We start from the raw sequence: 22,350 nt of genomic DNA on the forward strand, positions 1-22,350 counted from the left end.
AGTGGTTACGAGTCGTTACGGACTGCGTTGAGCAGGCCACCTGCCTGGATAATCTCCAGTTCCTTTTTGGTCAAATCATTTGTGACCGCGACGGATAAACCATTGTCGGCGGCGATCTCGATGGTGCCGCCTGGGGTCATGGCCCCGGCCGGGATGGTCAGGCCCACCCCCTCGGCAAGCTTGTCGTAGTCCGCCGGGTCGGCCAGGAGCAGCGGCAGGATGCCGAAGTTGATCAGGTTGGCGCGGTGGATGCGGGCCAGGGACTTGACGATGACGGCCTTGACGCCGAGGTGGCGCGGGCCGAGCGCCGCGTGCTCGCGGCTGGAACCCTGTCCGTAGTTCTCGCCGCCCAGGATGATACCCTTGCCGTGTTCCTTCATGCGGCCGACAAAATCGGCATCCACACGGTTGAAGATGTACTGGCTGATGGCTGGTATGTTGGACCTGAGCGCGGTGATCTCGGCACCGGCGGGCAGAATGTGGTCGGTGGTGATGTCGTCGCCGACCTTGAGCAGCACCTTGGCCTCGATGGTCTCGGGCAGGGCCTCGAAGGTCTCCAGGGCCACGATGTTCGGGCCGCGCTTGATCTCGACCTTGGAACCGTCCGCAGGCGGGAAGATGAACAGGTCGCGGATGGAAGGCACGTCATCGGGCAGGGAGACACGTTCGGGAGCAGGGCCCCAGGTGGCGGGATCAGTGAACTCGCCGTCCAGGGCGAGGCGCGCGGCGGTCTGGGCGGAGACCAGGAATATCTGGGCGTCCAGGGTGCCGGAGCGGCCCTCGAAGTTGCGGTTGAAGGTGCGCACGGAAACACCTGCGCTGGTGGGCGAGCCGCCCATGCCGATACAGGGGCCGCAGGTGCATTCCAGCACGCGGGCACCGGCATCCAGCAGCGGCTCGATGAGGCCCTCGCGGGCGAGCATCTTCATGACCTGCTTGGAGCCGGGGGAGATCATCAGATCGGTGTCGGCCGGGGTCAGCCTGCCGCTCAGAATCTGGGCGGTATTCTTGAGGTCGGAGTAGGAAGAGTTGGTACAGGAGCCGATGGCGACCTGATCAATCTTCTTTCCGGCCAGATCCTTCACCTTGCACACTTGATCGGGCATGTGCGGCTGGGCCACCATGGGTTCCAGCTCGGAGAGGTTGATCTCGATGATTTCGTCGTACTCGGCGTCGGCATCGGCAACCAGCTCGGTAAAGTCCTCGGCCCGGCCCATCTTGGTCAGAAATTCCCTGGTCTTTTCATCGGCCGGGAAGATGGAGGTGGTGGCTCCCAGCTCCGCGCCCATGTTGGTGATGGTGGCGCGGTCCGGCACGGAGAGTGCGGCAACGCCGGGACCGGCGTACTCGAAGACCTTGCCCACGCCGCCCTTGACGGTGAGGCGGCGCAACAGTTCGAGGATGACGTCCTTGCCCTGGGCCCAGCCGGTCAGCCCGCCGGTCAGGTTGACCTTGACGACCTTGGGCATGGGAATGAAGTAGGGCTGTCCGGCCATGGCCAGTGCCACGGAAAGGCCACCCGCGCCCATGGCCATGGCACCGAGGCCGCCGGCCGTGGGGGTGTGGGAGTCGGACCCGATGAGGGTGGCGCCGGGCTTGGCGAAATTTTCCAGGTGCAGCTGGTGGCAGATGCCGGTGCCGGGGGCGGAGAAGACCGCGCCGAACTTGGCGGCCATGGTACGCAGGTAGCGGTGGTCGTCCGAGTTGCGGAAGCCCATTTGCAGCGTGTTGTGGTCCACATAGGAGGCCGAAAGATCGGTACGGACCTTGCCGATGCCGATGGCCTCGAACTGGAGCCAGGCCATGGTGCCGGTGGCGTCCTGGGTCAGGGTCTGGTCGATGCGCAGGCCGACTTCCCGGCCGGGTACCATCTCGCCGGAGACGAGATGCTTCTCGATAATTTTGTGGGTAATTGATTTGCCCATTGTTGCTCCTGCGTTGAACGTTATCGGGTTACTCTCTCGGCCCAAATGCCACACACGGCTTTCCTTGCTGCCGCGGCCCTCTCTCAAAAGCTCCGCGACACCCCGCCGGGCATCTTCATTTTTTTTGTTTTATTTCCCCGTCTTTCCGCGACCCGCCCCGCGCAGCGGAACCAAAAAGTTTTGGAAAGAGATGGGATGGGGGTCTGGGGGAAGGGAAGAGGAAGCCTTTTCCAAAAGGTTTCCTCTTCCCTTCCCCCAGCATCCCCTAAAAAAGAAAACCGTTCTTCACGCCGCAGCTGACCTGGGCTTCGTCTTCCATGCCGAGTTTGATACGGTTGACCTTGTTGGTGCGGAACTTGATGTCCACATCCAGGCGCAGCTTGAGTTGCTGGGCCTGGAATATTTCCTCTGCGTGGAACACCCCCGCCTTCGGATCTTCGCTTTCGCGCAGTTCGCGGATGAGGCGGATGGTCTTTTCCCGTTCCAGAGTCAGCTTGGCCACCTCGGCCTCAAGGGTCGGGATGTCGTCGCTGAGCCGTGTTTCCACGGCCTTGCTATCGGATTTTGATTCGTCTGTGATTGTCATCTTTCTTCTCCGGCACCGGCTTGGGTTTCATCTTGCCGGTGGGCAGGGAGTTGTAGAAGTTCCAGAACTCCGGCCAGCTGGCTGTCACCTCGCCATGGTTTTCCAGGATGACGCCGGGCACGGCATAGGCGGCAAGGGCGCAACCCATGGACCATGCCGGGTCCGGGCTGTACCAGGTGCCGTCCCAGGCGCGGCCGCCGGGCTTTATGACGAGTCCTTCCTCGGTCGCCTCGTAGGACACGCCCATGCGATCCAGCAACTCGGTGAAGGTCTCGTCCAGCTTGCCCGTGACGGTGGCGGAACCGGCCTTGAGCGCCAGGGCCAGGGCCAGGGGGCCCAGTTCCGGGAATTCGGCCAGGGTGATGACCGGGGCTTCGGGCATCTCGCCATCCAGGGTGGCGATGATGTTCTCGGTGGCCACGTCTATCCTGAGGCCAAGGGTCTTGAGTTCGTTCAACACGCGGTCGGCTGCGTCGCCCTTGGGCCAGTTGCCCTCGATGTTGATGGTACCGCCCGAAAGCAGGGGCAGCCCCATGAGCAGGGCGTTGAGCCGTACGGAAAGCGGCAGGGCCGGGCGGGCGTCCATGGCCGGAACACCGCTTTTTACCCGGACGGTGTCCTTTTCCAGAGAGGCCGTGATGCCGCAGGCATTGAGCACGGCCACGGACTCGGCCACGCGGGCGCGGGCTTCACCGGCCAGTCCCTTGATGGTCAGGCCACCGGCAAAGGACCATGCGGCCAGGGTCAGGGCGGCCGGGAATTCGGGATCAATGCCGCCGGGCATGGTCACTTCCTCGTCCATAACGCCGCCGCATTCCAGACGGGCGGGCAGGCCGGGGTTGTTCGGGTTCATGGCCACCACGCGCGCACCCAGGGAAGGGAGCACTTTGTTCAGGGAGGCCACGTCCAGCAGCTGGAGACCGGGCTTGCCCGTGAACTTGCACCGCCCGGCGTGGCCCAGGGCCAGGCAGAGCAGCATGTAGAAATTGAAACGGTCCTCGCCCACGAAGATCATGTTGCCTTCGAAGCGGAGCAATTCGCCGCCCTGGTTACGGATTTCGCCGTCATCCCAGGAGATGGGTGCACCAGCCTGCTTGAGGGCCTTGGCCAGATCCTTGTTCGGGGCGTTCATGGTCACGGGGGAGAGCACCACCTGCAGCCCGGCGCTGGCAGCCATGGCCAGCATCATGCGGGTGACGCGGAAGGAGCGCGGCCCGGCAATGGATGCGCTGATGGGTTCCACGCGGGGGGCGAGCTTGTAGCCCTCGCCGGTGAATTTTTGACGCGCATCGGCCAGGGAAAATTGGTTGAGCAGGGTAAAGAGCTGCTTGGAGAGTTTGGCGTCCAGTCCGAGATCTCCCGCCTTTTTGTCAAAGGCGGCGCGGAGCAGTTTTTCGAGCTTGGGATCGACCAGGGATTTCTGGCGGGACTTGCGCCACGCTCCTTCCTTGCGGATGAGGTAGGCGCGTTTTTCCAGCATTCCGAGAATCTGGTCGTCGATTTCCGAAATGTCGTCCAAACGGCGACCGGCCACCACGGCGGCGCGATCTTCGAATTCCTCGTTCTCATCCCGCTCGGGGAGATTACCGAAAAAGTCACGTTTGGGGCGGCCTCCCGGGCGGGAGCCGCGCTTGTCGAACTTGCGGGGGGGACGGCCATCGCGTTCCGGGCGTCCGGAGCCGCCTTTGCCGTCGTTGTCTTTGCGGATTTTGATCATGTCTTTCCGTCTTCCTTATAATGATATTGGTTCCCGCCGGAGCGGGAAAAGCTTCTCTAGCCTGAAAGCGCGCGGGATGCAAGCGGTCGGGGCTCCTCCGTCATGCTGCGTGGCTTAGAGGGCTTTTCCGATGCCCGTGCCGGAGTGCGGAGCCGACGCTACGCAACGTCACCACGCCGATGACGATTGCGCCTCCGAGCATTGCCCAGGGACCGGGCAACTCCCCATAACCCAGGGCGACCCAGATCGGGTTGAAGATCGGCTCTAGCATCAGGATGAGGATGGCCTCCAGCGCTCCCAGACGCTTGATGGCCCAGACATAGAAGGCCAGGGAAATGCCCTGCTGCACAACGCCGAGATAGAGCAGCCCCGCCCATGCCGCCGGTGCTGGCAGCGAACCCGGCAGGAACGGGAGGGCGCACAGCACTGTCAGCCCGTGCCCGAGGATGACCGATTCCACCGGGGAGGAGTCCTTTTGTGCCCTCATGCACAGGGTGAATACCGCGTATGACAAGCCGGCAACAACGGCCATGAGGTTGCCGTAGAGCCCCTCGGCGGAAAGCCTGTCCAGAAAGAAAAGGAGCATCCCGCCCACTGTGACGGCGATGAACGCCCAGTCGGACGGGCGCGTCCGTTCCCCAAGCACGCGGGGGGCGAGCAGGGCGACATAGATGGGTGCGGTGTAGGTGAGCAGGACGGCGTTGGCCGAGGTGGTCCACTTGGTGGCCACGACGTTGGTGACGAGCATGCCGGCGTATCCCGCTGCCGCGGCCCATTGGATGGAGGAAAAGTGGAAATGCAGACGCCCCCGGAAAATCAACAGCATAGTGGCTGCCGCCAATGCGCTGCGAGTTCCGGTAATGGCCATGGGACCCAGATCGACCAGCTTGATGCCAAGCCCGCCCGTGCTCCACATGAGCGCGGTTGCGGCTATGACCAGGATGGCCTTGGTATGTTCCTTCACGTATGCCTCTGGCAGAAGATTTTCTGCCAGGGGAAAGTACGAGTAACAAACCAGAGTATCAACAGAAATCCGTAGAAAACACTTTTGCGCTATTTTGCACAATCGGCATTGTTCTTTTGGGCGCAATTAGACTTGTTCTTTTTTGCGCAAGGTGGGCGGAACCCGCTGGACTCCGGGCGTTTCGGGCAAGAGGATCGGGTTATGCGGCGTGCTTGGTGCCCTGTGGCTGCGTGTGGCAGCGTCTGATTCAACGCTCCATTCCTGCAAACGATATGAGATAATAGAGAATAAAAAAAGGGGGCTGGCAAAAGCCAGCCCCCTCGGATAGTCGGCAAAAGCCAACCGGCGGACTTACTTCATGTCCTGACCGGAAGCGGCCTTCTGCATCTTGACCTCGACCTTTTCGGTCAGGCCTTCGTAGTATTCGCGCAGGATCACGAGAACTTCGTCACGACCGAAGTGATCGGGAACCTCAGCGCCTTCGGACAGAGCCTTACGCAGCTTGGTGCCGGACAGGATGACGCGATCTTCCTTGGTGTGCGGGCAGGTGCGCATGGAGGCCATGCCGTCGCACTTGTAGCAGTAGAAGGTCCAGTCGATCTTCATCGGCTTGCAGAGCAGGGCCTTGCCGGGTTCCGGGCAGGCTTCGTTGACGTAGGGAATCCGATCAAAGATTTCCTGAGCCTCGAACAGGCCGTAGAAGTCACCGACACCAGCGTGGTCACGGCCGATCAGCATGTTGTTGATACCGTAGTTCTGGCGGAAGGTGGCGTGCATGAGGCCCTCGCGGGGACCGGCGTAGCGCATGTCGAGGGGGTAACCGGCGTTGATGACGTTCTCGGGCACGAAGTAACCGTCGATCAGGGCCTGGATGCACTTGATGCGGACGGGTCCGGGGATGTCGCCCGGCTTCAGGTTGCCGATGAGGGAGTGGATGACGACACCGTCACAGACTTCAACGGCGATCTTGGCCAGGAACTCGTGGGAGCGGTGCATGGGGTTACGCAGCTGCAGAGCGGCAACGTTGGCCCAGCCACGCTTCTCCATCTCGGCACGGATCTGGGCGGGGGTCAGGTATACGCCGGGGTAACGCTTGGCGTAGTCGCCCTCGGACAGGACCTTGACGGGACCGGCCAGGTTGTACTTGCCCTGAGCCATGACCATCTGGACGCCCGGATGATCTTCCATGGCGACCTTCCAGAAGACGTCATCAGCGGAGTCTTCGCCGTGGCCCTTGTAGACCTTCTCGCATTCCCACTTCTTGTCGGCCTCGGTCATTTCGTACTTCTCTTCGACCGTCATGGTGGCGTAAACAACGCCGTCCTGGGCCTTCAGAGCAACCTCGTCACCGACTTTGACGTCTTCATCGTTGGTGTCCAGGGTGATGGGGATGGGCCAGAAGGTGCCATCGGCCATCAGAAACTTGTCGCAAACGCCCTTCCAGTCAGCCTTGGTCATGAAGCCGTTCAGCGGAGAGAAACCGCCGATGCCCATCATGATGAGGTCGCCTTTGGCGCGATCGGAAATTTCCAGGGTCTTCAGGCCTGCGGCCTTCTTGGTTTCAGCTTCGAGAGCAGCCCCTTCGAGCAGGCAGCAGACAAGACCTTTTCCACCATGAGGGGGTACCAGTTTGGACATTTTAGCCTCCTAAAAATGATTAAGTCAAAAAAACCATTGCCTTACATCATGGCGCGCGAGTTTGGACGCCTCTGGACCATGAGATTTTCCCATATAGTAGGGTTCGCTCTTTTTGGCTGTTTGTGAAAGTCGTGTCAAGCGCTTTTTTTTGAACATATGACGAAGTGTCCATACGGGGTAAAGGTAGGGTGTCCGCATAGATTTTCTCGCAAGAAAGTCTAGAAATAACGGATTGAATTCAAATAATTTTTACACGACATTCCGGGTTGTTGAAGAGACATGATGCTATTTGTGAAACACGAATAAAAAAGGCTTGCTAACAAGCGAGTATTTACACTAAAACTGTTGGCAGTTTATGTGGAAAATATCCGTTTTTTCGCGCATGGCTGCCGGTTTCGTCGGTAATAGGGCCATTGCGCGGTTGCGGGTGCCCGTAAACCTTGGCAGGACGCGAGTGATGATGCTCGCTTGTTAAAAAATTCACTTTCGCATTGACAACGAGTGTCTCGTCTTGCTACTTCGAAATCCCGCCCTCATTGGTAGGGTGGCATATTTTGCATTTAGGTAGAGGACGTCGGTTTAGTTGAATAATAAAACCCTTTAGGAGGAGAAGTTATGCCGACCTTTGTTAACCCGGAGAAATGTGACGGCTGCAAGGGTGGCGAAAAGACCGCTTGCATGTACATTTGCCCCAATGACTTGATGATCCTGGATCCGGCCGAAATGCGCGCCTACAACCAGGAACCGTCTGCATGCTGGGAATGTTACTCCTGCGTGAAAATTTGCCCCCAGGGCGCCATTGAAGCCCGTCCGTACGCCGACTTCGCTCCCATGGGTGGAACCTCCATCCCGATGCGTTCCGCCGAAGACATCATGTGGACCGTCAAATTCCGTAGCGGCAACGTGAAACGCTTCAAGTTCCCCATCCGCACCACTCCCGAAGGTTCCATCAAGCCCTTCGACGGCAAGCCCGAACCGAGCGATCTGGACAACGAGCTCCTCTTCACCGAGACCGAGCTGGCTGCGCCCAAGACTGCGGTTATGGAAGAAGCCTCCGTCACCGAGGCTGACCTGAAGAAAGAGTGGAAGCTGGAAGACTACGCTAGCCTGGTTTAATCCCGGCTATCGACTGTCTGCCCAGAACAACTTGAATTCACGTTAAATCCTAGGAGAAATATTATGCCTCTGCTTCCTATTAAAGAAGCTTCCAAGGGTGTCGCTCTCGCCGAGCCGGAAATCGTCGAACAACACGTTGATCTCCTGCTGGTTGGCGGCGGTATGGGCAACTGCGGTGTTGCTTTCGAAGCCGTCCGCTGGATGGAGAAAGTCGACCCCTCCCTGAGCATCATGCTGTGCGACAAGGCCGCTCTCGAGCGTTCCGGTGCAGTTGCCCAGGGTCTGTCCGCCATTAACACCTATATGGGTGAGAACGACGCCGACGACTACGTCCGCATGGTCCGTACCGACCTGATGGGCATCGTCCGCGAAGACCTGATCTTCGACCTCGGCCGTCACGTTGATGATTCCGTCCATCTCTTCGAAGAATGGGGCCTCCCCGTTTGGGTCAAGAAAGACGGCAAGAACCTGGATGGCGCCAAGGCCAAGGCCGAAGGTTTCGCCATCCGCAAGGGTGACGCTCCGGTCCGCTCCGGTCGCTGGCAGATCATGATCAACGGTGAGTCCTACAAGTGCATCGTGGCCGAGGCCGCGAAGAATGCCCTGGGTGACGAGCGTTACGTTGAGCGTGTCTTCATCGTTAAGATGCTGCTGGATGCCAACGAGCCCAACCGCATCGCCGGTGCCGTCGGCTTCTCCACCCGTGAGAACAAAGTTTACGTCTACACCTGCAACGCCGCTGTCGTGGCTTGTGGTGGCGCCGTTAACGTTTACCGTCCCCGCTCCACTGGTGAGGGCATGGGCCGCGCCTGGTACCCGGTTTGGAACGCTGGTTCCACCTACACCATGTGCGCTCAGGTCGGTGCCGAAATGACCATGATGGAAAACCGCTTCGTCCCCGCCCGCTTCAAGGACGGTTACGGACCGGTCGGTGCCTGGTTCCTGCTCTTCAAGGCCAAGGCTACCAACTACAAGGGCGAAGACTACTGCGAGACCAACCGCGCCATGCTGAAGCCTTACGAGGATCGCGGCTACGCCAAGGGTCACATCATCCCGACCTGCCTGCGTAACCACATGATGCTCCGTGAGATGCGTGAAGGCCGCGGCCCGATCTTCATGGACACCAAGAGCGCTCTGCTGAAGACCGTCAACAACGATCTGACCGGTCCTGAGTGGAAGCACCTTGAGTCCGAGGCTTGGGAAGACTTCCTCGACATGTGCGTTGGCCAGGCCAACCTGTGGGCTGCCACCAACTGCGCTCCTGAGGATCGTGGTTCCGAGATCATGCCCACCGAGCCGTACCTCCTGGGTTCCCACTCCGGTTGCTGCGGTATCTGGGTTTCCGGTCCGGACGAGTCCTGGGTCCCCGAGTCCTACAAGATCAAGGCCGACAACGGCAAGATCTACAACCGTATGACCTCCGTGAACGGCCTGTTCACCTGCGCTGATGGCGTTGGTGCTTCCGGTCACAAGTTCTCCTCCGGTTCCCACGCTGAAGGCCGCATCGTCGGCAAGCAGATGGTCCGTTGGGTCATGGACCACAAGGACTTCAAGCCTTCTCTGAAAGAGAACGCTGCTGATCTGGCCAAAGAGATCTACCAGCCCTGGTACACCTACGAGGCCAACAAGGGCGGTTCCACCGATCCCGTTGTCAACCCCGCTTACATCACCCCGCACAACTTCATGATGCGCCTCATCAAGTGCACCGATGAGTACGGCGGAGGTGTCGGCACCATGTACATGACCTCTCGCGCTCTGCTGAACACCGGTTTCTGGCTGCTCGGCATGATGGAAGAGGATTCCCAGAAGCTGGCCGCTCGCGACCTGCACGAACTGATGCGCTGCTGGGAGCAGTTCCACCGCCTGTGGACTGTCCGCCTGCACATGCAGCACATCGAGTTCCGTGAAGAATCCCGTTACCCGGGCTTCTACTACCGCGGCGACTTCATGGGCCTGGATGACAGCAAGTGGAAGTGCTTCGTCAACTCCACCTACGATCCGGCCACTGGCGTGACTTCTGTCTTCAAGAAGCCCTACGTCAGGATCATCCCCGACGCCTAGGCTTCGGGCTAGCTGATCAATCCGTGACCGCGGGCCCCCCGGGCCCGCGGTCACTTCCCAATCTGCCGGGGCTAAAATGGTCTGAATCCGGGCCGGGACAGGCTCCCGGTCCGGGTTTAGGCCATTTTTTGGCTTAGCCTCAACTTTATTCGGGAGGAGTTAAGAGAATGTCGAACAACAGTATTCTCGTAGTAGGCGGGGGGTTCGCTGGAATCACCGCCGCCCTCGAAGCCGCCGAAGTGGGCTACGAGGTCTACATTGTTGAAACCAATCCATACCTCGGGGGCCGGGTAGCGCAGCTGAATCAGTACTTCCCCAAGCTGTGCCCCCCTTCCTGCGGTCTGGAGATCCAGTTCCAGCGCATCAAGAACAACCCTAAGGTGAAGGTTATCACCATGGCGGACGTCAAGTCGTTTTCCGGTTCCGCCGGGGACTACAACGTCACCATCGAGCAGCGGCCCCGCTTCGTGAACGAGAAGTGTACCGCCTGCGGCAAGTGTGAGGGCGCAACTTCCACCAAGGTGAGCAGCGAATTTGATTTCGGGACCGGCAAGCGCGGTTTGGCCTACAAGACCCACCCGTTCATGTTCCCCATGCGCTATGTGGTCGATGCCGAGAACGCATCCGAGGGCGAGTTGAGTGCCATCAAGAACGCCTGCCCCTATGATGCCGTCGATCTTGACGACAAGGGCAAGACTTTCGATCTGGCCGTCGGCGCCATCGTCGTGGCCACCGGCTGGAAGCCGTACGATGTTTCCAAGCTGACCAACCTTGGCGGCGGCAAGCTCAAGAATGTCGTCACCAACATGCAGTTCGAGCGGCTGTGCGCTCCCAACGGCCCCACCGCCGGAAAGATTCAGCGTCCTTCCGATGGTGCCGAGCCCAAGAAGATCGCATTTGTTCAGTGTGCCGGTTCCCGTGATGAGAACCACCTGAACTACTGCTCCTACATCTGCTGCATGGCTTCGCTGAAGCATGTGCGCTACACGCGTGCCCGCTCCGACGCCGCCGTGACCATCTACTACATCGACCTGCGTACTCCGGGCCGCTATGCCAAGTTCAAGGATGCCACCGAGGCTGATCCGAAACTGAACCTGGTCAAAGGCAAGGTCGCGGGTATCGTCGAGGACGCTCAGGGCAACCCGATCGTCACCGTAGAGAACGCACTGACCGGCATCAAGACCGAAGAGAAGTTCGACATGGTCGTGCTCGCCACCGGCATGGAGCCCAGCTGCGCAGGGCTTTCCGCCGCGGCAGGCACTACCGATGCCGACGGTTTCGTCATTGACGGCGAAGGCATTATCGCCGCCGGTTGCGCCAAGCAGCCGCTTGACGTCATGAAGACCGCCCAGTCCGGCACCGCTGCTGCGATGAAGGCGATTCAAACCGTGGTAGGGAGGTAACCAATGGCTGAAAAGCTTGGAGTATATATCTGTGGAGGCTGTGACATCGGGGCCAACCTTGATGTCGATGGTCTGGCCAAGTTCTGCGCGGGGGGCAAACACTCCTCCTCCGTTGTTGTGGCCAAGTCCAGCCCGGTGCTGTGCAGCCCGGAAGGCAAGGCTATGATCGAGGCCGATATCAAGGAAAATGACCTGGACGGCGTGGTTTGCTGCGCCTGTTCCCCCCGCGCCAAGTGGGACGTTTTCAAGTTCGGCGACAAGGTTCAGGTGGAACGCGTCAGCCTGCGTGAGCACTGCGTGTGGTCTTACGAAGAAGACCCGAAGTTCCCCGGCCAGATGGAAGTCATCGCCAAGGATTACTGCAACATGGGAATGATCAAGCTGATCAACAGCCGCATTCCCGCTCCGGAGCTGCCGGAAGCCTACAAGACCGTGTTGGTCATCGGCGGCGGTTTCACCGGTCTGAAAGCGGCCCAGAATGCCGCAGCCCTGGGATACTCCGTTGTCCTGGTGGAAAAGAAGGACACCCTGGGCGGCAAGGCTGCCACCATGTACAAGTCCTTCCCTCTGGGCGCTCCCTTCTCCGACCGTGAGCAGCAGATCGGCATCGACCAGCTCATCAAGGACGTGCAGGCCAACGACAAGATCGAGGTCATCACCGGCGCGACCCTGGAATCCCTGGCTGGCGCCCCTGCCAAGTACAAGGCGACCATTGCTGGCAAGGAATACGAAATCGGTGCCTGTGTCATGGCGACCGGCTGGGTGCCGGGCAAGGGCAAGTTCCTGGAACCCCTTGGCTATGGCAAGATCAAGAACGTCGTTACCGCTGCCGAGTTCGAGGCCATGGCCAAGAACGGCGGCATCAAGACCGCCGATGGCAAGACCCCGACTTCCGTGGCCTTCATCGTCGATACGTCCCTGCTGATGAAGGGTGTGAAATTCGACGCCTGCGGCGACGCCTGTGCGGCTCCCGAGGATATGCCTTGCAAGGAAGAGTCCGAAGCGGAAGAGTGCGAATGCGAAGGCTTCGACTATCCGGACAAGGAATCTGCCAAGCACCTGGCCTACAGCTCCGAGCTGACCTCCCTGGTCGCCCTGAAGCAGGCCAACTACGTGCGCGAGCTTGCTCCCGACGCCACTGCCTACATCATCTACGATCACATGATGGTGCCGGGCATCAACGAGAAATACTACAAGGCTGCCCAGGATGATCCGGGCATCATGCTGACCAAGGGCACCGTCGCCTCCGTTGCGGAAGCGGGCAGCGCCGTGGTCATCACCGCCAAGGATACCCTGCTGGGCGACAACGTGGCCATCTCCGCCGATCTGGTGGTTGTGCCTACGGCCATCGTGCCCACCACCGCGGCCGATCCGACCATGAACTTCATCTACCGCCAGGGCCCGGCCTTCCCGGACCTGGAGCTGTTCGACGGATACGCCGATTCCAACTACATCTGCTTCCCCTACGAGACCCGCCGTACCGGTGTCTACGCCGCTGGTTGCGTGCGTCAGCCCATGGGCCTGGGCCTCGCTGCGGAAGATGCCGCCGGTGCCGCCCTCAAGGCGATTCAGTGCATCGAGTCCGCCAACCGAGGCGTCTCGGTTCACCCTCGCTCCGGCGACCTGAGCTTCCCGGAGTTCAACTTCACCCGCTGCACCCAGTGCAAACGGTGCACCGAGGAATGCCCGTTCGGCGCCTTGGATGATGACGAGAAGGGAACGCCGCTGCCGAACCCGACCCGCTGCCGCCGCTGCGGTACCTGCATGGGTGCCTGCCCGGAGCGCGTCATCAGCTTCGCCAACTACGGCATCAGCCAGATGGGCCAGGCTATCAAGGAAGTCAAAGTTCCGGATACCCTGGACGCCGGCGGACCGCGCATCATCGTGCTCTGCTGCGAGAACGACGCCTACCCGGCGCTCGATATGGCCGCCATGCGCGGCAAGAGCTGGAGCCCGTACGTGCGTTTCCTGCCCGTGCGCTGCCTCGGTTCGGTCAACGCCATCTGGGTCGCCGATGCCATGAGTAAGGGCATCGACGGCGTCATGATGCTCGGCTGCAAGTACGGCGACGACTACCAGTGCCACTTCGTCAAGGGCTCCGAGCTGTGCAACCGCCGCAAGGAGAACATTGCCGAGTCTTTGGGCCGCCTGGGCGTCGAGCCCGAGCGCGTCGAACAGTACGAGGTCTCCATCGACATGTACGACCAAGTTCCCGCGCTGATCGACGATTTCGTCAGGAACATCACCACCAACTTTGGCCCGAACCCGTTCAAGGGTTACTAGGAGGTACGGAATGTCTACTACCGTGAAGGTACAACCGGACCTTAAGTTCGTTAAGGAGTTGCAGGCTGTTGGCGGCGACTCTCTCAAGAAATGCTACCAGTGCGCCACCTGCTCGGTGGTCTGCCCCCTGTCCCCGTCCGATAGCCCGTACCCCCGCAAGGAGATGGTCTGGGCCCAGTGGGGACTCAAGGACCGCCTGGTCAACGATATCGACATCTGGCTCTGTCACAACTGCGGCACCTGCTCCACGCTGTGCCCGCGCGGTGCCAAGCCGGGCGACCTGCTGGCCGCCCTGCGCAACATGGCCTACCGCAACCTGTCCCCGCTGCCGATCATCGGCAAGCTGATGTCCAGCTCCGCCGGTCTGCTGCCTTTGGCCGCCGTCCCGGCGCTGATCTACGGCATCATCTGGGTCATCATGGCAGGCAAGCTTGGCTCCTTCCTCCCCACCTTTGAGTGGAACGAAGCGGCCCATGCCTGGAAACCCGTGGCCGACGGCGTTATCGCCTTTGGTGGACTGTTCCCCGGCGACTACACCATCGACCCCATCTTCATCCTGGTCTTCCTGTTCATGCTCTGGGGCTTCTTTGCAGGCGTCCGGAACATGCTCAAGGCCTTTGATGCGCAGCCCAAGACCTTCATCGTGGGCCGCAAAAAAGAACCCTGCTTCCTCTCCTGCCTGATCGATACGATCAAGTACGAGGTCCTGCAGCACACCCAGTTCAATGACTGCAACGACGAAGAGTCCGACGAGCTCGACCAGAAGCGTGCCGGTGGGCACAAGATGCTCATGTACGCCTTCATCGCTCTGATGGTCGTTACCGGCGTTGTTGCCGGTTGCCACTGGGGCGGCTGGTTCCTGGGCGCTATCGGCATGGAGTCCTTGGGTCACATCCTGTCCGCCATCGGTCACACCCCGATGCCGCTGTACCACCCGATCAAGCTGCTCGCCTTCGTCGGCGCCGGTCTGGGTATCTACGGCCTCATCACTCTGACCAAACGGCGTACGCACCTTGACCAGTCCAAGCAGTCCTCCAACTGGTACGACTGGTATCTGCTGACCCTGATCTGGGCCATCTTCGCGACCGGTCTTGCCGCCTTTGTGTTCCGTATTCTGGGCGTGGCCCTGCTGGCCTACCCCCTGTACTACGTGCACCTCATCGGCGTGTTCATGCTGCTGGCATACCTTCCCTGGTCCAAGCTGGGCCACCTGGTATACCGCACCGTGGCTTTGTCCTATGCCAAGAAGATTGGCCGCATTCCCATGGGTAACGACAAATAGTCGCCTGGGTGAACATAAAAATACGAAGCTTACTTAGTTAAGGAGGCATCAAATGGCTGAAGCTAAGGTTTTCCCCATGAACGCTTTCGTGTCTGTTCTTCGCGGCGAAGCCGCTGATCAGACTCAGCTCGATATGCTGGCTTATATCACCCAGGCAGAAACCCTGGACGCCGACGTCGCTCCCGTGGCGCAGGCCCTGTCCAAAGCCTGGATCTACGAACAGGAACCCGGCCTGACCAAGTACGCCGAAGGCGATATCGCCAAGCTCGGCAACCAGGTCAAAATCGAGGCCCTGCCCGAGGCCGAGGCCAATCGCGCCCAGGCCGTCCTGGACATCATGGCCGCCCTCAAGGCTGAGAATGCCGAGCTCAAGGCTCAGGTTGAGAAACTGACCGCCGAAAAGGACGAGCTGAACGCTAAGCTCGACCCGCTGGTGGCCAAGGTCAAGACCATCGACGCAGCCAACAAGGCCGGTGAGCAGCAGGTTTCCGTTGCCACCACCAAGCTCAATGAGATGACTTCAAAACTCAATGAGCTCATGGAAGAAGTCGAGAAGGTCAAGAAGCAGGGTGTTGTCGTTGCCGGTGTTGCCGGTGGCGAAGGCGCCGCTGCCGCCGCCGATGGCGGCATGGCTTCCGGCCCCGAGGTCGGTGGCGAGCCCGAACCCGACTTCGGTTTCGGTGGAGACGCTTTCGGCGGCGAATGGTAGCGCCGAGCGTTTTTACGCAAGAATGCGGGGCCGCTCCTTTGGGGGCGGCCCCTTTTTTTGCGTAAAAATTACTCGGGCGGGCGGCTTCGGATAGCGGCGCGTCTGCACATTTTTCGAGGGGGGCTTTGATCCTCGCGTACAAGGAGTACGCTGCGGTCAAATCCCCCCTCGAAAAATGCACATCCACACCACTCTACGAAGCCTCGGTACGGCATGAAAGGCCAGTGCGGGAGCGGGGGGTGGCGAAGGGCGCTGGCGCTGCTTCGCCAGAGTGCGCGGGCGAGGGGGAAGGGGATGGGGGAATAGGAGGAGCCTGCTTAGACAGAATTTGGATATAATTGCAAAAATATGCTGTAAAGTCATATAATTATGAATGTCATCTATAAAGTTCTCTTCCTCCAATTGCAACAGCACCATGATAGACGTCTCTGTTTTGCGAAATATAGGTGTTTAGACCTTGTCCAGCTAAAGCGAGTTCTTTCATATTTTCTATGTGTTGACTGCCTATTGGGTTCTCAGAATATTGGTATACTCTGCCTTTTTTGAATTGGACAGAAATTGATTTATCTTCAATTCTAAACGCCTCAATTCCAGACTTTCCGCTTAAATTCAAATAACGCTGCATAGCATCTCCTTTATTAAAAAAATAAAATAGAATGATTACTATGTCAAGATAGGTTGACAGAGAGAGGGCTATTGCGTCCAAAAAGTGTAGTGTCTTATTATTTCGGCAGATAAGATTATATATTAGGGTTGAAGAAGGTGCGATAGTCGTTGCTGAGCGAGCTTACCTGAGTGGTGAGTTTGGAATTGCCGGTGAAAATGTAATCGGTTTCGCTGGCGCAGAACGGCATGAAGGAGCAACCGGTGTATTTGTCGTAGTGATAATCCGGGTTGAGCAGGGCAAAATTATAAACGTTCAGGGCCATTATTCGCAGAAGTCTTGATAAGTTAGGTGTAAGGATTTTATGGGAACAATCCTTCGCCGCAGGCGAGAACGGGATTCTCAAGGGCCATAGCCCTTGAGCCGCCGGAGGCGAAATCATCCGTCTATCCCGCCGCAGGCGGCTTCCTCATCTGCTTTTCTTCCCGTCAGGGAACCTATTCCCCTTTGCGGGTGCCGTCGTAGAGTTCGTATTCGAGCAGGCGGCATTCGATTTTGGCATTGAAGAAGGTGCGGCGGGTCTTGGTGCGCAGGCCGACCTGCTTGGCGAGCTTGAGATTGCCGGTAAAGATGAAACCGGTTTTGCCGGAGCAGGACTTTTTGAAGAAGTCGCCGATGCCCTTGTAGACTTGGCCGAGCTGATCGACCTGTCCGAGGCGCTCGCCGTACTCGGGATTGAGCATCACTATGCCGGGGCCTTCGGGGACTTCGGTTTCCCGGAAATCGCAAACACCGAATTCGATGAAGTCGCCGACCCCGGCGGCGCGGGCATTGTCGCGGGCGGCTTCAATGGCTTCGGGATCGTGATCTGTGGCGATGATGCGGCCGGAGAAGTTCGGGTTCTCCGCGTCTTCGGCCTGATCGAGGAGTTCGTTCCATCGGGCCGAGTCGTAGTCGGGCAGGGCCATGAAGGCGAAGTGGTCGCGCAGCAGGCCCGGAGCGCCGTTTACGGCCATGAGCGCGGCCTCGATGGCCAGGGTGCCGGAGCCGCACATGGGGCCGATGAAGTGGCCGTTGCGCTTGGCCTGCGCGGGCCAGCCCGAGGCGAGGACGCAGACGGCAGCCAGCGTCTCCTGCATGGGAGCCTTGTGGGGCCGCTTGCGGTAGCCCCGGCGCGGCAGTGGTTCGCCGGTTGTGTCCAGATAGAGTGTGGCCCGGCGGCCGTTCCAGTACAGGAACAGGCAGACGCCTGAAGTTTCGGGGCCGGAGTCGGGCCGACGGCCGTAGCGGTCGTTGAAATGGTCCGCCACCGCGTCCTTGACGCGCAGGGCGGCAAAGCGGGAGTCGTTGACCGTGGTGTCGCGGATAACGGCATCCACGCGGAAATAGCCGTCCACCGCCAGAAACTGTTCCCAGTCCAGCTTGCGTACAGCGCGGTACAGATCGTCCGCGCTGAGCGCGTCTATGCGTGCCAGCTCGAAGAGCACGCGATGGCCCGTGCGCACCCACAGGTTGAGTTTCATGCAGTCTTGCAGCGTGCCGCGTGTTTCCACGCCCGCGTCGAGGGCATGGGACTGGGTGAATCCCAGCGTGTTCAGTTCTTCAGCAAGGTATTCGGGCATCCCCTTGGGGCAGGTGACGAGAATGGTGGATTGGGTCGTGAAATCGGCCATGATATCTCCGAAATTAGCGTAAATTCCACTCATCGACAGGGTCGGGAGCGGGGGTGTCGGCGGGGGCGTCAACGGCGGTGGTAGCCTTGGGGAGCCTGAAGGCCAGCACCATGGCCAGCCCGATACAGACGCCGGTAGGCGGATCATAGAGCAGTGGGGTGATCATGCCCTGGGCGAAGAGTGCGGTGACCAGCCCGGCTCCGAGACGTGTGGTCCGGGTGAGCAGGCCTGCGAACAGGGCACAGAGCAGGGCAATGGGCAGCATCAGTCCCCACCCAAGGGTAAGGCGGAGCCAGAAGGCAGGGATCTGGTTCATATAGGCGCCGAATATGGCGGAAGTCCCTGTCGCCGCCTCCCAGATGACGCCCATGTTGGCGTTGAACTGGAAGGGGAGCGCCTGGTTGACGGGAAGGCCGGTGAGCAGCAGCGAAGGCGTGTTGACGAATGTGCTGGTACCCTGGCTCCACAGCCAGTAGTTGGTGAAACGGACGGCGGTGGGGTCGTAGACCGGCAGATAGAAGGTCCCGGCCAGCAGCAACATTGCGAGGATGGCAAAGAGCATCCGCCGGATCAGGCCGCCGCGTCCGAAGCAGAGCACCACCCAGGCCGCACCGAACAGGCCGGTGCGCGAAAGACAGGCGAAAATCCCAAGCATGGTCAGCGCCCGCCACCATGGCCGACCCTGATCCGGTTCCTCCGGACCGCCTTGATTGGGACCGGGGCGAAGCCCGGCGCAGAGAGATATGAGCAGCAACCCGGCCAGAACATCCGCGTGGCCGATGAGCCGAATCACCGGAACTGCCCGGAACAAAAATGCTTCGAAAGCCAAATCCGCCATGCACAGCGTTCCAAGGAGTGCGCCGAAACGCTGGAAGTCGGCTCGGTCGGGCAGACCAATGGAAAAGGCCCAAAGAACGGCAAAGAGAAGATAGACAAGCGGGGAGGCTTCCTCAAGGTAGGGGACTACCGAGGTCAGAAACAAGCTCCATCCGGGCATGTACCGGATTATCGTCACCGCCAGCAGGATGACCAGCACCAGTCGGAAAAGGAATCTCCCCCGTGAAGGAGTGGCGCGGCGAGAGCCGTGCAGGGCCGTCAGCAGCCCCGCTCCGGCCAGTACTGCCCAGACCGCATCGGGCGAGGTCGGCGGAATCTCGCCAAGTCTTTCAGCCAGTGTCCACAGGGGGAGCAGGGCATAGGCCAGTATCAGCGGGACAATGCTGGGCCATCTGCTTTGTCGGGTTATGTCGGTTGCGCCGTGCATGGGCTCATTTACCTGTTTGCGCTGGGCAGGTAAAGCGCGTCACCGGGATTCATATTCTCATTTCTTCAAGAATTTCGATGCAACTTTTTTTAACCAGCCGCTTTCACAAGGGATTTAAGAGCGAAAAAATATATATGCTAACATTCTGAAATAACGTGACTTAATTGTTGCGCTTGAACATGTTTTCCGCAACTGCTCTAAATGTTTTGAAAATGTTGTCCGAATAATAAAAGCGGTGTATAGTGAGACTTCGTTATCCGGCTCAGTGGGATGAGGATGGTCAACGAATCTACATGTGGGGGTGACCATGCTACGGACAACGAATGCCGCTTTGAGGAAAGTGGCGATCACCTTTGCGGTGATCATAGTGCTGGCATTGCTGCCCGGCTGCGCGGTTGTGGGACCGTTGCTCAGCGTTGGCGGCATGGCTGGTTTTGCTCCGCTCCAGTATGCGTCTTCGGCCGTTACCCTGGGCGAGTTTTCCTATGAGTATGCCGCCAATGGCAAAGACCCTTCCGAAGTTGTGGAAGACAAGATCATGTCCGTGCTTGACGGCAGCGCTTTTACCATGCCGAACTTCCAGGACGGTGCGGACAAGCCGGTCTTGGTGGCGGACGCCGAGCCCATGACCAAGGTCGAAACCGTGGAAGCCGCCATTTCCACCGAGGCCCGCAAGCAGCACATCGCGCGATTGCTCGCCCATCGTGACCTTCAATTTGAGCGGCTGGAACTGCGGCGCATGGCCTTTCGCCGGGCAACCAACAACGGCGAGCTGACCCTGCGCCAGACGGCCATGGCCTCCTCGCCCGACCTGATCACTTCTTCCGGCCGGACCACGTTGCGCGACTAACCGCCCCGCGCCGGTAGCGTACACAGACTTTCGCTTACAACAATGAATGCCCCGACAGCACATCTGCCGGGGCATTTATTGTTGTATTAGTACTCCCCTTCGCCGTAGGCGAGAAAAGGATTCTCAAGGGCCTCAGCCCTTGAGCCGCCGGAGGCGAAATCACCCATCAATCCCGCCGAAGGCGGCTTCCCTCCCTGCATTTCCCTCTTATCACTGTGGCATCCGCAGCAAAGTGTAAAAGGCGTGGGACTCGTGCCCTTGCATGGTGGGGAACACGGTTTCCTCGAAAGCGATGGTCTCGAAATCGAAAAACAGGGCTTCCATGTGGTTCACGTCGTGGTGACGAAGAACGCCGCCGTCGGGTATGTCGAAGATGCCGTAGATGCCGTATCGCTCCTGGCCGATCTTGTACCGGTCCAGGTTGTAGCGGTCGCGGTTGAGCAGAAAGTCGTTGATGTAGAGGAAACCGCCGGGCTTGAGCACCCGTTTTAGTTCCAGCAGCACCTTGGCCTGTGTCTTGGTCTCGGGCAGGCAGGTCAGCACGGCCAGCATGATGGCGGCGTCGAAGCTGTTGTCTTCAAATGGAAGGGGACCGCCGGGGAAGGCTCTGAGGTCGAGTTCGGGGTGTGCGGCCCGGCCGCGTTCTATGAGGGATTCGGAAAAATCGATGCCGGTGAGATTGGCGTAACCGGCCTGGCGGAGTTCGTTGAGAGTCCGGCCGTAGCCGCATCCGTAGTCCAGGATGCGGGCGGATTGTGGAACGTGGGAGGAGAAGAGTTCTGATTCAAAGGGGGTGGTGAAGGTCTTTGTCGCGCCCTGTTTCGTCCAGTATCGTCGTTGGTCTTCCATTGGGTGTAACCTGGTTATAGGGATAATCGCGCATAGTAGAGGTTGTTGCCCCGCTGCACGCGCATGATGACCGTGTTTTGCATTCGGTTGCGCAGAAAGGCGTTGATCAGGTCGCCGCTGTTCGAGACGACCCGGTTGCCGATTTGGTGGATGATGTCGCCGGTACGCAGGCCCAGCTTGGCAGCCGGGCTGCCGCTGACAACGTTGGTCACCAGGGAGCCGTGGCCGTTGTTGTCGCTCAGGCCGAAACCCCAGCGGGAAAGGACCAGTGACTGGGCCGACTGTGCGTCCAGCACCTTGGGTCCCAGTGTGACGGTCAGTCGTTTGCCGGAGCGCAGGACCCCGAGGGTGGCCTTTTCCGTCCGGGTGATGTTGGACAACCGGCTCATGTAGTCGTTCCTGTCCTGAATCCGCTGCCCGTTGAAATCGAGCACCACGTCGCCGGGGCGCAGCCCGGCTGCCTGGGCCGGGGTATCGGGCATGACCTCGGCCACAAGCATACCTTTGAGGTCCTTGAGCCGGAAATAGTGGGCCGTTTGCTGATCGAGGTCCTGGCCGAAGATGCCGAGCCAGATGGGGGCCACGTGGCCGGTATGGATCAGCTCGTCGATGACGTGCTTGGCCTTGTTGATGGGAATGGCGAAGCCGATGCCCTCGGCCTGGGCGCGGATGGCGGTATTGATACCGATGAGTTCCCCGTGGATGTTGAGCAGCGGGCCGCCGGAGTTGCCGGGGTTGATGGCCGCGTCGGTCTGGATGAAGCTGCCGTAGGAACCCTGGTTGGTCATGGGCCGGTTGAGGGCGGAGATGACGCCGGTGGTGACGGTATTGGAATAGCCGAAGGGGTTGCCGATGGCGATGGCGGTCTCGCCGATGTAAATGTCGTCCGAGTCGCCCATGGCCATTTCTGGCAGCTTTTCCTTCACTCCTTGCAGGCGGAGCACGGCCAGATCAAAGTCGGGATCGGAACCGACCAGGTCCGCCTTGAACTCCCGACCGTCCTTGAGTCGGACCGTGATGGTGGCGGAGCCGGAAATGACGTGGGCATTGGTCAGAACCAGGGCCTTGCTGCCGTCGATGATGACACCGGAGCCGAGGCTTTGGGCCTGATACTTGCGCTGGCCGTACAACTCATTGAAAAACTGGTCGAAGAAGGGGTTGCCGAAGGGCGAGCGGACGCCGCGCTGCATCTGTTTCAGCACGGTGATGTTGACCACCGAGGGGGCCACGGCTTCCACAGCCCGGACCACAGGGCTTCGCCGGTCGTTGTCCGGATTGGCGATATGCGCCTGCGCCGGCATGGCGGTGCAGAGAAAAAGGGCCAGTAACGCGAAAACAGAGTATTTTCTATACATGTATGGTCAGTGGCTTTTCAGCTGAAATGTGTCGCCATCCCGCATTCTCTCCGGGCCAACCCAAGGTGGCC

The 22,350-nt window shown here is 59.7% G+C and carries 17 protein-coding genes and 1 pseudogene; 7 read left to right on the top strand and 11 right to left on the bottom strand.

Translation table 11 applies throughout. The annotated features are described in order from the left end of the window. Positions 1–5: 5 nt before the first annotated feature. The 5 genes from ACI0FG_RS18295 to sat all read right to left on the bottom strand — a co-directional run bounded on the left by ACI0FG_RS18295 (position 6) and on the right by sat (position 6,830). Positions 6–1,925 (bottom strand): aconitate hydratase, encoded by a 1,920-nt coding sequence (locus ACI0FG_RS18295; RefSeq protein ID WP_419786451.1) that lies wholly within the window; start codon positions 1,923–1,925, stop codon positions 6–8. 265 nt (positions 1,926–2,190) lie between these two features. Continuing rightward, a complete protein-coding gene (locus ACI0FG_RS18300) occupies positions 2,191–2,511 on the bottom strand; it encodes a hypothetical protein (RefSeq protein WP_419786452.1) in 321 nt (106 codons plus the stop codon). Next, positions 2,480–4,228, bottom strand: a complete 1,749-nt coding sequence (locus tag ACI0FG_RS18305) for a chorismate mutase (RefSeq protein WP_419786453.1) — start codon at positions 4,226–4,228, stop codon at positions 2,480–2,482. Before ACI0FG_RS18305 ends, ACI0FG_RS18300 begins: the two co-directional genes overlap by 32 nt. A 100-nt stretch (positions 4,229–4,328) precedes the next feature. Further along, positions 4,329–5,192 carry a DMT family transporter gene (locus ACI0FG_RS18310; RefSeq protein ID WP_419786454.1) on the bottom strand — a complete coding sequence of 288 codons (864 nt, stop codon included), beginning with the start codon at positions 5,190–5,192 and terminating at the stop codon, positions 4,329–4,331. Positions 5,193–5,543: 351 nt separating this feature from the next. Next, complete coding sequence (gene sat / locus ACI0FG_RS18315) at positions 5,544–6,830, bottom strand: sulfate adenylyltransferase (RefSeq protein WP_419786455.1); 1,287 nt, start codon at positions 6,828–6,830, stop codon at positions 5,544–5,546. A 615-nt stretch (positions 6,831–7,445) separates the two neighbouring features. On the opposite strand from sat, the gene aprB reads away from it, so the two are divergent. The 6 genes and pseudogenes from aprB (at position 7,446) to ACI0FG_RS18345 (ending at position 15,684) form a co-directional block, all read left to right on the top strand. Further along, the gene (gene aprB, locus ACI0FG_RS18320; protein ID WP_419786456.1) at positions 7,446–7,946 is read left to right on the top strand and encodes an adenylyl-sulfate reductase subunit beta; all 501 of its coding nucleotides are present in this window, start codon (positions 7,446–7,448) and stop codon (positions 7,944–7,946) included. 63 nt (positions 7,947–8,009) lie between these two features. Further along, positions 8,010–10,007 carry an adenylyl-sulfate reductase subunit alpha gene (aprA, locus tag ACI0FG_RS18325; RefSeq protein ID WP_419786457.1) on the top strand — a complete coding sequence of 666 codons (1,998 nt, stop codon included), beginning with the start codon at positions 8,010–8,012 and terminating at the stop codon, positions 10,005–10,007. Positions 10,008–10,168: 161 nt separating this feature from the next. Further along, positions 10,169–11,410: pseudogene (locus ACI0FG_RS18330) on the top strand (CoB--CoM heterodisulfide reductase iron-sulfur subunit A family protein); the annotation flags it as partial. Positions 11,411–11,413: 3 nt separating this feature from the next. Further along, a complete protein-coding gene (locus ACI0FG_RS18335; protein ID WP_419786458.1) occupies positions 11,414–13,693 on the top strand; it encodes a hydrogenase iron-sulfur subunit in 2,280 nt (759 codons plus the stop codon). A 10-nt stretch (positions 13,694–13,703) separates the two neighbouring features. Next, positions 13,704–14,975 carry a quinone-interacting membrane-bound oxidoreductase complex subunit QmoC gene (gene qmoC, locus ACI0FG_RS18340; RefSeq protein WP_419786459.1) on the top strand — a complete coding sequence of 424 codons (1,272 nt, stop codon included), beginning with the start codon at positions 13,704–13,706 and terminating at the stop codon, positions 14,973–14,975. 52 nt (positions 14,976–15,027) lie between these two features. Beyond that, entirely contained in the window at positions 15,028–15,684 is a 657-nt protein-coding gene (locus ACI0FG_RS18345; RefSeq protein WP_419786460.1) for a hypothetical protein, read from the top strand. A gap of 376 nt (positions 15,685–16,060) precedes the next feature. Here ACI0FG_RS18345 and ACI0FG_RS18350 read toward each other — a convergent pair whose 3' ends face one another. From ACI0FG_RS18350 to ACI0FG_RS18365, 4 genes are all read right to left on the bottom strand, one after another. Then, positions 16,061–16,309, bottom strand: a complete 249-nt coding sequence (locus ACI0FG_RS18350) for a hypothetical protein (RefSeq protein ID WP_419786461.1) — start codon at positions 16,307–16,309, stop codon at positions 16,061–16,063. Positions 16,310–16,424: 115 nt separating this feature from the next. Then, positions 16,425–16,613: a hypothetical protein gene (locus tag ACI0FG_RS18355; RefSeq protein WP_419786462.1), complete on the bottom strand. Its 189-nt coding sequence runs from the start codon at positions 16,611–16,613 to the stop codon at positions 16,425–16,427. A 172-nt stretch (positions 16,614–16,785) separates the two neighbouring features. Further along, positions 16,786–17,961: a THUMP domain-containing class I SAM-dependent RNA methyltransferase gene (locus tag ACI0FG_RS18360; protein ID WP_419786463.1), complete on the bottom strand. Its 1,176-nt coding sequence runs from the start codon at positions 17,959–17,961 to the stop codon at positions 16,786–16,788. 13 nt (positions 17,962–17,974) lie between these two features. Then, on the bottom strand, positions 17,975–19,225 hold the full coding sequence (locus tag ACI0FG_RS18365; protein ID WP_419786464.1) for a hypothetical protein: 1,251 nt from the start codon (positions 19,223–19,225) through the stop codon (positions 17,975–17,977). A gap of 307 nt (positions 19,226–19,532) precedes the next feature. Here ACI0FG_RS18365 and ACI0FG_RS18370 point away from each other — a divergent pair, with 307 nt between their 5' ends. Next, on the top strand, positions 19,533–20,075 hold the full coding sequence (locus ACI0FG_RS18370) for a hypothetical protein (protein WP_419786465.1): 543 nt from the start codon (positions 19,533–19,535) through the stop codon (positions 20,073–20,075). Between the two features lie 210 nt (positions 20,076–20,285). Here the strand turns inward: ACI0FG_RS18370 and ACI0FG_RS18375 are convergent, their stop codons facing one another. Both ACI0FG_RS18375 and ACI0FG_RS18380 read right to left on the bottom strand, forming a co-directional pair. After that, complete coding sequence (locus ACI0FG_RS18375) at positions 20,286–20,924, bottom strand: class I SAM-dependent methyltransferase (protein ID WP_419786466.1); 639 nt, start codon at positions 20,922–20,924, stop codon at positions 20,286–20,288. Between the two features lie 14 nt (positions 20,925–20,938). Next, positions 20,939–22,279 (bottom strand): trypsin-like peptidase domain-containing protein, encoded by a 1,341-nt coding sequence (locus ACI0FG_RS18380; RefSeq protein ID WP_419786467.1) that lies wholly within the window; start codon positions 22,277–22,279, stop codon positions 20,939–20,941. Positions 22,280–22,350: the final 71 nt, after the last annotated feature.

Origin of the sequence: Pseudodesulfovibrio sp. 7M6 (genome assembly GCF_050058625.1) — a bacterium.
In the GTDB taxonomy this organism is placed as follows: Bacteria; Desulfobacterota; Desulfovibrionia; order Desulfovibrionales; family Desulfovibrionaceae; genus Pseudodesulfovibrio; species Pseudodesulfovibrio salinus.

Bases quoted from the DNA above. Each gene is read 5' to 3' on its own strand.
- ACI0FG_RS18370 (WP_419786465.1), top strand. From the start codon at position 19,533: ATGCTACGGACAACGAATGCCGCTTTGAGGAAAGTGGCGATCACCTTT.
- ACI0FG_RS18365 (WP_419786464.1), bottom strand. From the start codon at position 19,225: ATGCACGGCGCAACCGACATAACCCGACAAAGCAGATGGCCCAGCATT.
- ACI0FG_RS18350 (WP_419786461.1), bottom strand. From the start codon at position 16,309: ATGCAGCGTTATTTGAATTTAAGCGGAAAGTCTGGAATTGAGGCGTTT.
- ACI0FG_RS18375 (WP_419786466.1), bottom strand. From the start codon at position 20,924: ATGGAAGACCAACGACGATACTGGACGAAACAGGGCGCGACAAAGACC.
- ACI0FG_RS18300 (WP_419786452.1), bottom strand. From the start codon at position 2,511: ATGACAATCACAGACGAATCAAAATCCGATAGCAAGGCCGTGGAAACA.
- aprB (WP_419786456.1), top strand. From the start codon at position 7,446: ATGCCGACCTTTGTTAACCCGGAGAAATGTGACGGCTGCAAGGGTGGC.
- qmoC (WP_419786459.1), top strand. From the start codon at position 13,704: ATGTCTACTACCGTGAAGGTACAACCGGACCTTAAGTTCGTTAAGGAG.
- ACI0FG_RS18305 (WP_419786453.1), bottom strand. From the start codon at position 4,228: ATGATCAAAATCCGCAAAGACAACGACGGCAAAGGCGGCTCCGGACGC.
- ACI0FG_RS18345 (WP_419786460.1), top strand. From the start codon at position 15,028: ATGGCTGAAGCTAAGGTTTTCCCCATGAACGCTTTCGTGTCTGTTCTT.
- aprA (WP_419786457.1), top strand. From the start codon at position 8,010: ATGCCTCTGCTTCCTATTAAAGAAGCTTCCAAGGGTGTCGCTCTCGCC.
- ACI0FG_RS18355 (WP_419786462.1), bottom strand. From the start codon at position 16,613: ATGGCCCTGAACGTTTATAATTTTGCCCTGCTCAACCCGGATTATCAC.
- ACI0FG_RS18360 (WP_419786463.1), bottom strand. From the start codon at position 17,961: ATGGCCGATTTCACGACCCAATCCACCATTCTCGTCACCTGCCCCAAG.
- ACI0FG_RS18295 (WP_419786451.1), bottom strand. From the start codon at position 1,925: ATGGGCAAATCAATTACCCACAAAATTATCGAGAAGCATCTCGTCTCC.
- ACI0FG_RS18380 (WP_419786467.1), bottom strand. From the start codon at position 22,279: ATGTATAGAAAATACTCTGTTTTCGCGTTACTGGCCCTTTTTCTCTGC.
- sat (WP_419786455.1), bottom strand. From the start codon at position 6,830: ATGTCCAAACTGGTACCCCCTCATGGTGGAAAAGGTCTTGTCTGCTGC.
- ACI0FG_RS18335 (WP_419786458.1), top strand. From the start codon at position 11,414: ATGGCTGAAAAGCTTGGAGTATATATCTGTGGAGGCTGTGACATCGGG.